This window comes from Massilia sp. Root335 (assembly GCF_001425685.1).
In the GTDB taxonomy this organism is placed as follows: domain Bacteria; phylum Pseudomonadota; class Gammaproteobacteria; order Burkholderiales; family Burkholderiaceae_D; genus Telluria; species Telluria luteola.
The window spans coordinates 54,320-67,967 of sequence record NZ_LMCY01000032.1 but is presented as its reverse complement, the minus strand read 5'-3'; the positions used below and the strand labels follow the sequence as shown (position 1 = coordinate 67,967).

The window sequence follows — 13,648 nt, the reverse complement described above, 5'->3', positions numbered from 1 at the left end:
GTCAGTGTGCCTTGTTCAGGCACAGTTCGTCGTACAGGACGCCGTATGCGGCCACCATGGCGCGCAGGCTGAAACGGTCCAGCACGCGGGCGCGCGCCGCGCTGCCGTGCGTGCGTGCCATGGCCGGGTCCTGCGCGTAGCGGGCCAGCGCGTCGGTCAGGGCACCGACGTCGCCGACCGGCACCAGCAGGCCTTGTTCGCCGTCGTCGACGACTTCCGGAATGCCGCCGACGCGCGAGGCGACGACGGGCAGGCCGCACGCCATCGCTTCCAGCATCGAGACGGGCGTGCCTTCGGCCAGCGAGGGCAGCGCAAAGACCGAGAACGTGTGCAGGATGGCGGCGATGTCGGACCGCGCGCCGGGCAGCCACACGGCATCAAGGAGGCCGAGGCGCGCCACCTGGTCGCGCACGGCCGGCAGCAGCGGGCCGTCCCCGACGATCGCGAGTTTCAGGCGCGGCGCCAGGTCGGGCAGGCGGGCACGCAATTGCGCGAACGCGTCGACGAGGGCGCGGTGGTTCTTGACGTCCTGGATGCGCGCGACGGTGCCGATCACGATGTCGCCCGTTTGAAACGGCGCGTCCGCGGCTGGCGTGCCGCCGGGCGCGTACTTGTCCGTGTCGACGCCGTTCTTGATGAACAGCGTCTTGTCGGTCGGGATGCGCACGACGTCGCCGAGCCAGCGGTTCAGGTCTTCGGACACGGGAATGAAGCGGTCGACGAACGGGACCAGGCGGCGGCGCAGGAAGTTGTGTTTCGGGTTCAGGCCGTGCGGGTCGCTCGCGTCGCGGCCGTGTTCCGCGTGGATGCGCACGGGGACGCCCGCCAGCGTGGCGGTAAAAGCGTATTCCAGCGCGGCCAGGTTATACGTGTGCAGCACGGTCGGGCGCATGCGCCGCATCAGGCGCCAGAACGTCAGGTGCGTGCCGAGGCCGAGACCGGGCGGCTTGCCGAGCGCATGCAGCTCGACGTCGTGCCGGGCGATGCGGTCGGCGAACGACGTGTAGGTCGTCAGGCAGACGACGGCGTGGCGCCAGGCCGGCATGCGGTTGATGCAGTCGACGAGCAGCGTCTCCAGGCCGCCCACGCCGAGCGAATACACGAGGTGCACGACCAGCGGCCGGGTGTCGACGCCGGCCGGCGTGAGCGCAGGTGCGGGCGCGTTCATCGTCGACGTTCCATCATGCCGCCAGGGCCTTTTGCGTCAGGCGGCCGTAGATGGCCGGATAGCGTCCGACGCTGACCTTCCAGTTGCGCTCCGTCTCGACGTAGCGGCGGCCGGCCTGGCGCAGCTGCGGCCACGTGTCGTGCGCGGCCAGCAGGGCGCCGACCTTGTCGGCCAGCGAATCCGGATCGTCGGCGCCGAACAGCACGCCGGTCTTGCCGTCTTCGATCAGCTCGAGGTGGCCGCCGACGTCGGAGGCGGCGAGGATGCGGCCCTGCGCCATCGCCTCCAGCGGCTTGAGCGGGGTGACGAGGTCGGTCAGGCGCATCGACAGGCGCGGGTACACGAGCACGTCGAGCAGGTCGTAGTACTTGTTGACCTGGTCGTGCGGCACTCGGCCCGTGAACACGACCCTGTCGGCGATGTTCAGGTCTTTCGCCAGCTGGCGCAATGGCGCGTCCTGCGGGCCGCCGCCGACGAGCAGCACGCGCAGGTCGGGCATGCGCGCGATGAGCTTGGGCACGGCGCGCAGCAGCACGTCCAGGCCTTCGTAGGCATAGAACGAGCCGATGAAGCCGACCAGGCGCGCGTCGCCCAGGCCCAGTTGTTGTTTCAGTGCGAGGTCCGGCGTGCCGCCCATCGAGAATTTTTCGATGTCGACCGCGTTCGGGATCACCGTGACCTTCTCGGCCGCGACGCCGCGCGCGACGATGTCCTTGCGCAGGCCCTCGCAGATGGTGGTGACGGCGTCGGCCTGCTTCAGCGCATAGGTCTCGAGCGCGCGCGTGAGGCGGTAGCGCAGGCCGTTCTCCGTGCTGGTGCCGTGATCGACGGCGGCGTCTTCCCAGAACGCGCGCACTTCGTACACGACCGGGATGTTGAAGCGCTTGCCGGCGCGCAGCGCGGCGATCGCGTTCAGCGACGGCGAGTGCGCGTGCAGGACGTCCGGTTTCACGAGCGGGATGATCTCGGCCAGGCGCTTGGCCAGGCCGTCGATCACGTTCACCTGGTTCAGCACGGGCATCTTCGCCAGCGCGCCCTTCGATTCCGGCGTGCGGTAGAAGTGCAGGCCGTCGACGGTTTCTTCCAGCATGTCGCCGGCATTCTGCTTGGCGCCGGTGACGTGGAAGGTTTCCCAGCCGAGCGCGCGTTGCTCGCGCAGGATCGAACGGGTGCGGAAGGTGTAACCGCTGTGCAGCGGGATCGAATGGTCGAGGACGTGCAGGACTCGCATGGTCTGGATTTCCGTTTTTGTGGTCGCGTTATTGGTGAGTTCGGGTCGCGTTCAGCGCCTGGTCCAGCGCGGTGCCCTGATCGGCCAGGAAGCGGTGCAGTGCGGCGCGCGCGCGTTCCTTGTCGTTGTCGTACGGGACCGCGAGCATCACGGCGGCGCCGTCGTCGCCGCGCAGCATGGCCTTGTTCGCGGCCTGCCACAGCTTGCCGACGTAATCGCTGCCCGTGTAGTGCCCGCCGACCCATTTGAAGGCCCAGACCATGATCGCGCCCTGCGGCGTGCGCAGGACCCCTTCGTGCAGCGTGAGCGGCGTGCCGGCCACGGTCTCGCTGCGCGCTGCGCTTTCGACCTCGTGCCAGGCGTCTTCGTAGCCGTTCAGGCGGTTCATGGAACTGATCAGGTTCTTTTCCGGGTCCTGGTTGCGGTAGTACAGGATGGTCAGGCTGACGGGCAGGCTGCCTGCCTGGTAGGCCTGGTGGAAGCGCGCGTCCGGTGTCATGTAGAAGGGCTTCCAGTCCGCGAAGTCGGCGGTGCGCGGTGCGGTGACGGCGACGTCGGCCAGGCGCACCGGCGCCGGGTTGTGGTTGGCGCGCTCGCCCAGCAGCGCCAGCGCCGGCCAGAACGCGCACACGAGCACGACGCCGGCCACCATCGCCGGCAGGCGGCGCGGCGCGGCGGCGCCTTGCGCGACCGATGCGGGCATGGTCGTCGGCGCCGGCATCGATGGGGCGACGATGTCCTCGCGCCAGAAGCTGCCGATCCAGAACATGACGAACATGACGAGGCCGAAGAACAGCCAGCCGTAGATGATGTGGTCAACGCCCGTCGCCAGCTCCATGCCGGACAGGTGGCCGATCATCACGATCATGTACGCGCGCAGGCCGTTGGCGATGACCGGGACGACCATCGACAGGGCGACGAACAGCACGCGCCGCGCCGTGGAGCGATAGGTCAGGTAGGCGTACAGGCTGCCCAGGGTGATCGAGGAAATCAGGTAGCGCACGCCGCTGCAGGCCTCGACGACGGACCAGCTCCCGGTCGGCAGTTCGAAGCGGGTGCCGCTGCGCAGCACGGGGATGCCGGTGGCGCGCACCGCCCACACGGTGAAGTCGGCGGTGAACTGGATCAGCGGGGCGACGAAGATCTCGCCGAACGGCACCGCGAACAGCAGGAACAGCAGGGGGAAGGTGAGCGAGCCGGCCAGGCGCGGGCCGAACAGGGCCAGCGCGGCGACGGGGAACATCGCGACGAACGTGTATTGCGACACGACCTGCACCTCGCCCAGCTGCGCGGCCAGCCAGCCGGCGCCGAGCACCGCCAGCAGCAGCAGCGCGGGCGGCCACGGCCTGGGCGGATACAGGCTGAAATTCTCGCGCCGGCGCCACACGAGCCAGAGGCTGATCGGCAGGATCACGTAGCCGTGCGCGAACGTTTCGGAGCTGTTCCACACCGAGATGATCGAGCGCACCGTGCCGAGGTACAGCAGGAACGGCGCGAGCAAGGCCAGCACGATCAGGAAGGTAGCCTGGCGCGAGATGGGGGTGGCGGTGGCGTTCATCACACCGGGCGGCGGTTTCAGGAACATTCGAGACTCTCCCCAATGCAGGCCAGGTTGCTGGACCAGCTGTAGCGGCGCTGGACCTTGGCGCGGGCGGCCGCGCCGATCGCGGCGGCGGCGCTGTCCTGGCCGGCCAGCAGCGTCGTGACGACGTCGACGAAGGCGGCGGCATCCTCGGCCAGTACCAGTTCGCTGCCCGGCACCGCGTCGATGCCTTCCAGCGCCTGCGGCGACACGACGACCGGGGTCGCCATCGCCATCGCTTCCAGCACCTTGTTCTGGATGCCGCGCGCGATGCGCAGCGGTGCGACCGAGACGGCGGCGTGCGCGATGTACGGCCGCACGTCGGGCACGGTGCCGGTCACGACGACGCCCGGCAGCTTCGCCAGTTCTTGCACGGCCGGCGCCGGACGGGCGCCCACGATATAAAACTTGACGTCGGCGAAGCGCTCGCGCAGCGTCGGGAAGATGTCGGCCGCGAACCACTGCACGGCATCCACGTTGGGCCAGTAATCCATCGCGCCCGTGAACACGAGGGCGCGCTCGCCGGCCGCATACGGATTCGCATGCGGCTGGTCGGGCGAAAAGTAATCGGTGTCGACGCCGTTGTTGAAGTGGCCGATCTTGGCCGTGCTTTCCGGCGCGAGCTGGCGGAACAGCTCCGCCTCGGGCGCGGAGACGAACAGCGACGCGTCGTAGTCGCGCGCCACGCGGCGTTCGTACGCGAGCAGCTGGCGCGCCTCGTAGCGGTACAGCCAGTTCATCGGCCACGATTTCTGGTCGGCGTACTGGCGCCACTTGTCCGAGTCGACGTCGCAGAAGTCGACGACGCGGCGCGCCGAGCGGTACGGGTCGGCGTACTGCGCCATCGCCGACGAGAACACGAGCACGCGCTCGATCTTGTGTTTCGCCACCGTCTCGTCGACCCAGCGCGCGAGCGAAGCGTCGCGGTAGTATTCGAGCGAGAGCGAGCGGTTCTTCACCAGCGCCTGCAGGCTGCGCACGCGCGCCAGCAGGGGCTTCATGCCGGCGAAGTGGCTGCTGGCGCACAGCGCCTCGACGTGCGGCACGTATTGCCAGTCGTCGGGATCGTCCACGAAGGTGCCCAGGTGCACGCGATAGTGCCGCGCCAGGTGCTTGAGCAGGTGGTACGAGCGGATCTTGTCGCCCTTGTTGGGCGGGTACGGGATCCGGTGGATCAGCAGCAGCAGGTCTTCCACGATGGCTTCCTTGTCACCCCAGATTACGGACGATGTAGGGACCCATGAAGTTCGCCACCGGCAGCGGCAGCTTCTTCCACATCTTGATGAACAGCTGGTATTTCGGGTTCAGCGGATTGTTGTCCGGCAGCGCGCTCGCGCCATACAGCTTGTACTCGTACGGCAGGTGCTGCGCCGTGAAGCCCCAGTTCTTCTTGAAGTCGTAGGCGCCGGTGCCCAGCTTGCTGCGGCCGAAGTCGAACAGGCGGCAGCCGCGCGCGGCCGCTGCCTGCATCAAGTTCCAGTACATGAAGTCGTTGCCGGCCACTTCGCGTGCGAGGTCGGTGCCGCCGCCGTAGTAGGGCACGACTTCGTCGCGCCAGTAGAACGACAGCACGGCGGCCACGAGGCGGTTGTCTTCCGTGACGATGGAACGCACTTCGCATTCGTTGCCGAAGACTTCCTGCAGCATGGCGAAGTATTTTTTCGGGAATACCGGCGTGCCCAGGCGATGCACGCTGCGCGCATACGCTTCGAACAGGCGGTCGACGTTCGCATCGACTTCGCCGCGCAGGCCCAGCTTGATGCCCTTGCGGACCATCGCGCGCTGCTTGCGCGGGATGGCGTTCAGATTGGCTTCGTCGTCGCCGGAAATCTCTTTTCTGAACGTGACGTACAGCTCCTTCGTGTGCCACGCCGCGTCGTCCGGGTGGAAGCGCTGCATGCCGCGGTATTCCAGGTGGCCGACGCCGAGCCGTTGCGCGAGTTCGTGCGCGGCGGCGTCGAGCATCGTGCGGGCCGCATCGCTGGTCGCGGCCGGGCCGCCGTACACGCAGAACGGCATCGCGCCGAGCGAGTGGCCGAACAGGCGGCTCTTGATCTCCGCGAGCGGCAGCACGCCGAGGATCTGGCCGTCCTGCTGCACGTAATAAAACCAGGTCTTGATGCCGAACGAGCCTTCGATCACCTTCTGCCAGCCGGACAGGTGGAAGAAGGTGGCGTCCGGGCAGGCGCGCACGAAGGCGTCCCAGCGGCCGTATTCGTGCGGCTGCAGCGTGTGCAGCGTCATGGGCGAGGTGGCCAGGACGGGGGCGGCCCGTTTGGCGGCGGCGGCTTCGATGATCGAGTTCATGGGCGGTTCAGGAAGATGTGGTCCATGCGATCCCACGCGAAGTCGCGCGCGAGGGATTCGATGCGGCGTTCCATCCGGTCGATGTTGATGTAGTGGCGGAAGCGCGCCTTGGCGCCGAGGCCTTCGGGCCGCGGCTGGCCGGGATCGACTTCCCACGGGTGGAAGTAGAACAGGGCGCTCTGGCCGTCATCGCGGTTGACCTTGGCCATCATCCAGCGCGACAGCGCATACGGCAGCAGGCGGAAATAGCCGCCGCCGCCGGCCGGCAGGTTGCGGCCCATCATCTGCACGGTCGTGATCGGGATTTCCAGCAGGCCGTCCGTGCCGTTCGGGTAGAACGCGAAGCGCGGCGCTTCCGGCATGCCGTAGTGGTCGTGCACGACCGGGTAGATGCTCGAGCTGTAGCGGTAGCCGGCGTCCAGGAGTTCGTCGAGCGCCCACAGGTTGTCGCGGCCGATCGAGAAGCTCGGCGCGCGGTAGCCCAGCACGGCCTGGCCGCCGATGTCTTCCAGCAGCGCTTTCGCGGAACGGATGTCGTTGGCGAATTCGGCGCGGGTCTGGTCCGACGCGCGCAGGTGGCCGTAGCCGTGGCTGGCCAGTTCGTGGCCCGCGGCGACGATGCGTTTCACGAGTTGCGGATAGCGCTCGGCGATCCAGCCCAGCGTGAAGAAGGTGGCGCGCACATCGTGGCGCTCGAACAGCGCGAGGATGCGCTCCATGTTCGCTTCGACGCGGCATTCGCGGCTCGGCCAGCTGGCGCGATCGATGTAGGGCGCGAACGCGGAGACCTGGAAGTAATCCTCGACGTCGCAGGTCATCGCATTGCGGATGCGTTGTCCCGGGGCCGGCACGGGCCGCGGGGCGAGTTCGACCATGTTCATTCTTGGTTGTCCATAGGCTGGGTTACCGCCCCCTGGGGCGTGGCGACGATCTTCTTCAGGATCGACAGTACGGAAACGATCGACTTTTCCAGACGCATCATGCGTTCGTCGAGCACTTCGACGCTGCTGGCGCGGCGTTCGCCGTTGCGCTGGTCGATGGTGCGCAGGCCGGCCGGATGCAGGTCGGTCCGGTAGCCCGCGTCCAGGTCGGTGCCGGGAGCGGCGTCGGGCAGCGTGTCCGGCGCCGGCGTGCCGACCGGATCTGGCACGTCGAATTCCTCGCTGATGTCCTTCACGACGGTGTTGATGTCCTGCTCGCCGAACGCGTGCATCTCTTCCAGATAGCCCATCAGCAGCACGCGGTCCATCAGCGTGTTGACCTTGCGCGGGATGCCGCCGCTGTAGGCGTAGACCGCGGCGTGGGCGCCGTCGTCGAACGACGGGTCGCCCTTCCAGCCGACGGTCGCCAGGCGGTGTTCGACGTAGGCGCGGGTTTCCTGCGCATCCATCGGGCCCAGGTGGTAGCTGGCGATCACGCGCTGGCGCAGCTGCTGCATGCCGGGGCTGTGCAGGGTGGCGCGGAATTCCGGCTGGCCGAGCAGGAAGGTCTGCAGCAGCGATTTGTCGTCGGTCTGGAAGTTCGACAGCATGCGCAGTTCTTCGACCGTGCGCGCGGACAGGTTCTGCGCTTCGTCGATCACGAGCAGGGCGCGCTTGCCCTGGTGGTCGACGTCGCACAGGAATTTTTCCAGGCGCGTGAGCAGGTCCGTCTTGCTGGCGCCTTCATACGGCAGGCCGAACGCCGACACGACCATGCGCAGCGTGTCGTCCGGGTCGAGGTGCGTGTTGACGATGTGGGCGGCCAGGATCTGGTCGGACGGCAGCCGGTTGAACAGGTTGCGCACGAGCGTGGTCTTGCCCGCACCGACTTCGCCGGTGATGACGATGAAACCCTCGCCCTGCGACAGGCCGTACTCGAGGTAGGCCATGGCGCGCTTGTGGCCTTTGCTGCCGAAGAAGAAATGCGGGTCCGGACGCAGCTGGAAAGGTTTGGCGGAAAATCCGTAGAAAGACTCGTACATCGTATGCCTCCGCGGGCTCAATACTGGACGGAAAGCGTCGCCACGATGGCATTCTCGTGGTAGTCGCGGTTGTCGAACACGCCGATGCGGCCCTTGGAGTGGCGCAGGTCGAGCGATCCGTTGATCTTGGTGTTGAAGCGGCTGCTCATGCCCACGTTCAGCTGGCGGATGTCGTTGGTGATGCCGGTCCGCAGCGATTTCACCTTCGCGCCGTACAGGCTGGCGTGCGCCGAGGTCCGCGTCGACAGCTTGTAGTCGGCATTCACGTTGGCGCCGTGCTGGTCGGTGTCTTCGTTCAGCGAGCTCAGCTGCGTCGGCAGCAGCGTGCTGTCTTCCTGCTGCAGCGACAGGGCTTCCGTACGTTCCTTGAACACGGACAGCAGCAGGCTGCTGCGCGCACCCTTGAACGTGACCGAGCCCTGCAAGCGCTTGTTGCGCATGTAGCGGTTGCTCAGGTAGTTGATGCTGTCGACCAGCGTGGGCGGCAGGCCCGCCTGCGCCATGTACGCCTGCACGATCTGCTGGCGCACGACCGGGTCCGGATACGCCCCGGCGAACAGGCGGTTCAGCATGGCGGCCGTGTCGAGCGCGGCCGGCAGCAGGAATTGCGAGCGCGTCGTCGTGACGATGTCGGCATAGGTCAGCGCCCAGATGCTGCGCTGGGTGCGGTAGCTGGCGTCGAACGATCCCGTCTTGCCGAAGTAGCGGTGGCCGAACGACGCCTCGACCTTGGTGCGCGTCGACGGTTGCCAGATGAAGCCGCCCGACCAGCTGGGGCCGCTCGTGTTTTCGGAGAGCGCGTGGTATTCGTACTTGTCGTAGCCGACGGTGGAGGTCAGGCTCAGGTGCGACGCGACGCGGTACTGCAGGCCCGCCAGGCTGTTCTCGGTCGTCGTATTGCCGGTGCGCTGGGCGCTCATGTCCTGGTGCGAATAGTGCACGTTCCAGCCGAGATCGGGGGATGCGGGGCCGCTGACCAGGTCGATCGCGCGCGTGCTGGCCAGGCTGTTGCCGAAGCCGTTGCCGCTGCCGCCCTCGACCGAGTCGCGCGCCAGGCGGGCCGTCAGCGTGGCCGTCGCGCCGAACCGGTGGCGCAGGTAGGGGCTGATGCTCCAGGTGCGGATGTTCGTGCCGTTGTTGGCCGCAAACGAATTGTTCGGCACCGGGCCGAACGCCGACACCGCCTGGCGCGACCCGTTGGCGCTGGCGTCCACGTACAGCAATTCCTTGATGGCGATGGCCTCGGCCGTCATCGAGTAGCGACGGTCATTGCTGCGCGCATTGGTCGTATCGGTGTTGCTGTACGCGTATTTGCGCCATTCCGCGCTGGCGTTGAACTTGAGGCGCGGACTGAGGCCGGTGACGGTCAGGCTCGGCGCCGCCTCGCTGATGAAGCTGCCGCGCGCCTGTTCGTCGGCCACGTTGCCGACGTTGTCGGAATACGATTCACGCAACTGGACGACGGGCGTGACTTTCCATTCTGCCCGGCAGTCGTTCGACAGCAGCATCGCCGCCAGCGCAAGCGGCGTGAGCCGGAGCGCGCCGCTGCCAGGCCATTTGACCAACCGGTGAGCGGACAAATTAGCCGTAGTGATAGTCATACGTTTCTTCGATGCCTGGGAAGTCCCTGGTCTTGTTATAGATGAGATTGACGTTCGGGTAGCCTTCCAGCTGGTGCAGGGCTTCCTTGACCGCGTGCTGGGTCGTCGTCTGCGCTTCGACCACCATCACGATCTGTCCCATGTGCGAGGCCAGCACGCGCGATTCGCTCGTCAGCAGCAGCGGCGGCGAATCGAAGATCACGACGCGGTCCGGATAGCGGTTGGCGATCTCGTTCACCAGCGTGCTCATGGCGGAGCTGGCCAGCAGCTCGGTCGCGCGCGGCGTGCTGGTGCCGGCAGGCAGGATCGACAGCGTGTCCACGTTCGTGCGCAGCATGACGTCGGCCATGTCGATCTTGTCGTCCAGCAGGATGTCCATCAGGCCACGGTGCGCGGGCAGGCCGAGCGAGCGCAGCACCGACGGGCGCGCGACGTCGGCGTCGACGAGCAGCACGGTGTGGTCGAGTTCCATCGCGATGCTCATCGCCAGGTTGATCGCGCAATAGGTCTTGCCTTCGCCCGGCAGCGAGCTGGTCACCATGATCAGGTTGCCCGGCTTTTCGCCCGCGGCGCGTTCGGCGAACGCGCGCTGCAGCAGCGGGCGCTTGATGACGCGGAAGTCTTCCAGCAGGCGCGTGCGGCCGCCGGCCGCCGTGACCATGCCCAGGTCGCGCATGCGGTTCAGGTCCAGTTCGACGCGGCGGGTCGAAAATTTCTGCGCCGGGCGCGAATCGGCCTCGGCTGCCGCGGGCGCCGCTGCGGGTGCGGCCGCGGGTTTGGCCGCGGATTTGGCCGATTCCGGCGCCACGACCGGTGCCAGGGCCACGGGCGCGTTCGGCGCGGCCGCGCCGGCCGCCTCGATGGCGTCGACCGCGGCCGTTTCCGCTGGCTTGGCGACGGCGGGCGCGTTGCGCTGCAGGTCGATCCGGCTTGCCGCTTTTTCGATGATGCTCACGGTGTACTCCTTAATCTTAAAGCGTGGGGCGGACCAGGATTGCGGCCATCCCGATGCCATAGGCACTGAACAGCAGCAACACGGATCCCCCGAGCGCGACCAGGCGGCGCTTGCGCTTGACGGTCTGCTCCGGCGTCCAGTTCATGCCGATCGAGCCGAGCACCGGCAGGCCGGTCACGTCGCGCAGCGTGCTCTGGCTCAGGAACGTCGGACGCAGTTGGCTCATCAGGAACGCGACGGCCAGGCCGGCGATGAGGGCGCCGGCGAACACCAGTGAGAACAGGCGCAGGCGGTTCGGGCCGCTCGGATGGTTCGGCACGGTCGGCGGATCGATCACGCGGAACGTCAGCATGTCGGTGGCGGACGACAGGTCGCCCGACAGGCGCGCCGATTCGCGGCGTTCGACCAGCTTCTGATAGTTTTCGCGGTTGACCGCATAGTCGCGGTTCAGCTGGGCGAACTGGGCCTCGATTTCCGGCGCCGTCGTGCTCTGGCTGCGCAGGCGTGCCGCACGGTTCTCGTATTCCGCGACGCGGGCGCGCATCGACGCCACGCGCGCCTCGGCCTGCGACAGCGCCACGTTCAGCTGCTGCAGCATCGGGCTGTAGCTGGCGCCCGGGTCGAGGCTGCGCTTCTTGTTCTTGGCCAGGTCGGCCTTCTGCGCCAGCAACTGGTCGAGCAGGCGGCGGTTGGCGATCACGTCCGGATGCTGTTCCGTGAACTGCAGGCGCAGCATGTCCAGGTTCTTTTGCGCGGTCGCGATGCGCGCTTCCAGTTCCGGGTCGACGAGGGCCGGGTCGACCGTCACGGTGCCCGGCTTGGCCGGCTCGCCGTCGATCTGGTGGCGGATCGCGTTGCGTGCCTGTTCCGCTTCGGCCAGTTCGAGCTTGGCCTGGCTCAGCTGGTCGTTCGCCTGCAGCAACTGGCCGCCGAAGTCGCCGCTGCCGCCGCCTTCGCGCGGGAGCATGCCCAGGTTCTTGAGCTTGAATTCCTTCAGCGAATTCTCGGCCGCGGCCAGTTTTTCTTCATAGGTCTTGATCTGGTCGTCGATGAACTGGACCGCCTTTTCCGAATCCTGCTTCTTGCCGCTGAAGCTGCCTTCGACGAAGATCGTCAGCAGCGACTGGACGACGTCCTTGCCCAGCTTGGGACTGTCGGAGACATAGGTCAGCGTGTAGATGTCGTCGCGCTCCGTGCCGGAGACCTTGATCTTCGACATCAGTTCATCGACGATCTTGTCGTGTTCCTTGCTGTCCTTGGCCTTGACGTCGAGGTCGACCATGCGCATCAGGCGCTCGACGTTCGGGCGGCTGATCAGCGTACGGCGCATGAACATCACTTGCTGCTCCAGGTTGGGCACGGTCGTCATGCTCGACAGCAATGGTTTCAGGATGCTCTGCGTGTCGACATAGACGCGTGCCGATGCTTCGTACTGATTGGGCAGGCGCAACACCACCACCCAGCCGATCAGTGCGACAACCCAGGTAATGACGACGGCATGCCAACGGTATTTGCCAATCGCCTTGAGGAAGTTAAGAAGTACGGCTGTGATCTCTGCCATCTCGTCAGTCTCGCCATGAACGGCCCGCTACCTTTCGGGAGGGGGCCAAAAAATAATCAAATACCTCGCATGATCGCTTGTACCCCGAGCAATTGCAATTACACGCGAGAAAAATATGGTGAGCCCATTCGGAAGTGCCTCATCTGCAACACTAATGCCGCCAAGCAATCTGAGGACCATGCGGGTTTTTGCTTAACATCCGTGAATTATTAGCACGGATTTAATAAAAATCCGTTAAACCGTTGTATGCCTTCAACGCCAGCGCAGTGCGTTGAGCGATCTCATCGCGTAGACTAGCGGCGCAGCAATTGCTCAAGTTCAAGCGCTTTATTGTAATGTCTAAAATGCAAAAGGGGGTGCACGGTTGATGCCGCTTCGAAATAGGGAGCGTGCTCCCGTCAACCCGTCTTCCCACCCCCGTCGGCGCCGTGTGGCGACCGTGCTGGGCGTACTTGCGCTGTCCGCCTGCGCCCTGCCGGGGCTGGCCGCGGCAACCGACCTGAGGACGATCGTCCCGACCATCAAACGTTCCGTCGTGGGTGTCGGCACGTTCGAGCGGACCCGCAGCCCGTCGACGGTCTTCGTCGGCACCGGTTTCGTCGTCGGCGACGGCCTGGACGTCATCACCAATGCCCACGTCGTCCCGGCCACGCCGGCCGACGGCAACATCGAACAGCTCGGCATCGTGCTGCCGGATGGCGAAGGGGTGCGCTTCCGGCCGGCCGCGCTGGTGGCGCGCGACAACGAACACGACCTGGCCCACCTGCGTCTCAGCGGCACGCCCTTGCCCGCGCTCGAACTGGGCGATTCGGATACGGCCCAGGAAGGGCAGGAGCTGGCGTTGACGGGTTTCCCGCTCGCCATGGCGCTGGGCCTGCACGCGGCCACGCACCGGGCGACCCTGGCGGCCATCACGCCCATCGTCCGTCCTTCGCTCGGCGCCCGCAGCCTCGATCCGCGCCAGATCGCGGCCCTGCAACGCGCACCCTTCAATATCTTCCAGCTCGACGGGACGGCGTATCCCGGCAACAGCGGCAGCCCCGTGTACGATCCCGCCACCGGCAAGGTGCTGGGCGTGATCAATGCCGTGTTCGTGAAAGGGCTCAAGGAGACGGCGATCACGGCGCCGAGCGGGATCACATATGCCATCCCCGCCAACTACGTGCGCGCGCTGTTGCAGAAGAAGTAAGCAGAAAAGCGGCAAGCGCGTCATGATCAAACACAATTTCTATTGTGCGCAGTCTTTTCGTTGGGCACTATGTTATACAATACGAAGCTGT

At 66.5% G+C, this 13,648-nt stretch carries 11 protein-coding genes; 1 reads left to right on the top strand and 10 read right to left on the bottom strand.

Annotated elements, in window-relative coordinates; all coding sequences use genetic code 11:
* Position 1: 1 nt before the first annotated feature.
* From ASC93_RS17700 to ASC93_RS17655, 10 genes are read right to left on the bottom strand one after another with little or no spacing between them, the layout of a single operon-like run.
* Positions 2 to 1,168: a TIGR03088 family PEP-CTERM/XrtA system glycosyltransferase gene (locus ASC93_RS17700; RefSeq protein ID WP_056445082.1), complete on the bottom strand. Its 1,167-nt coding sequence runs from the start codon at positions 1,166 to 1,168 to the stop codon at positions 2 to 4.
* A gap of 13 nt (positions 1,169 to 1,181) precedes the next feature.
* Positions 1,182 to 2,399, bottom strand: a complete 1,218-nt coding sequence (locus ASC93_RS17695) for a TIGR04063 family PEP-CTERM/XrtA system glycosyltransferase (RefSeq protein ID WP_056445074.1) — start codon at positions 2,397 to 2,399, stop codon at positions 1,182 to 1,184.
* Between the two features lie 28 nt (positions 2,400 to 2,427).
* A complete protein-coding gene (gene xrtA, locus ASC93_RS31730; protein ID WP_056445071.1) occupies positions 2,428 to 3,984 on the bottom strand; it encodes an exosortase A in 1,557 nt (518 codons plus the stop codon).
* On the bottom strand, positions 3,975 to 5,177 hold the full coding sequence (locus ASC93_RS31725; RefSeq protein ID WP_056445066.1) for a TIGR03087 family PEP-CTERM/XrtA system glycosyltransferase: 1,203 nt from the start codon (positions 5,175 to 5,177) through the stop codon (positions 3,975 to 3,977). Before ASC93_RS31725 ends, xrtA begins: the two co-directional genes overlap by 10 nt.
* A gap of 13 nt (positions 5,178 to 5,190) precedes the next feature.
* The gene (locus ASC93_RS17680; protein WP_056445063.1) at positions 5,191 to 6,288 is read right to left on the bottom strand and encodes a FemAB family XrtA/PEP-CTERM system-associated protein; all 1,098 of its coding nucleotides are present in this window, start codon (positions 6,286 to 6,288) and stop codon (positions 5,191 to 5,193) included.
* Positions 6,285 to 7,169, bottom strand: a complete 885-nt coding sequence (locus tag ASC93_RS17675; RefSeq protein WP_229412770.1) for an XrtA system polysaccharide deacetylase — start codon at positions 7,167 to 7,169, stop codon at positions 6,285 to 6,287. The genes ASC93_RS17680 and ASC93_RS17675 overlap by 4 nt, the downstream gene beginning before the upstream one ends.
* Complete coding sequence (locus ASC93_RS17670) at positions 7,166 to 8,251, bottom strand: XrtA/PEP-CTERM system-associated ATPase (protein WP_056445062.1); 1,086 nt, start codon at positions 8,249 to 8,251, stop codon at positions 7,166 to 7,168. The genes ASC93_RS17675 and ASC93_RS17670 overlap by 4 nt, the downstream gene beginning before the upstream one ends.
* 17 nt (positions 8,252 to 8,268) lie before the next feature.
* Positions 8,269 to 9,852 (bottom strand): TIGR03016 family PEP-CTERM system-associated outer membrane protein, encoded by a 1,584-nt coding sequence (locus ASC93_RS17665; RefSeq protein ID WP_082548127.1) that lies wholly within the window; start codon positions 9,850 to 9,852, stop codon positions 8,269 to 8,271.
* A complete protein-coding gene (locus ASC93_RS17660) occupies positions 9,833 to 10,807 on the bottom strand; it encodes an XrtA-associated tyrosine autokinase (RefSeq protein ID WP_056445056.1) in 975 nt (324 codons plus the stop codon). The genes ASC93_RS17665 and ASC93_RS17660 overlap by 20 nt, the downstream gene beginning before the upstream one ends.
* Before the next feature lie 16 nt (positions 10,808 to 10,823).
* Entirely contained in the window at positions 10,824 to 12,368 is a 1,545-nt protein-coding gene (locus ASC93_RS17655; protein ID WP_056445052.1) for an XrtA system polysaccharide chain length determinant, read from the bottom strand.
* Between the two features lie 439 nt (positions 12,369 to 12,807).
* Here ASC93_RS17655 and ASC93_RS17650 point away from each other — a divergent pair, with 439 nt between their 5' ends.
* A complete protein-coding gene (locus ASC93_RS17650; protein WP_229412769.1) occupies positions 12,808 to 13,557 on the top strand; it encodes a serine protease in 750 nt (249 codons plus the stop codon).
* Positions 13,558 to 13,648: the final 91 nt, after the last annotated feature.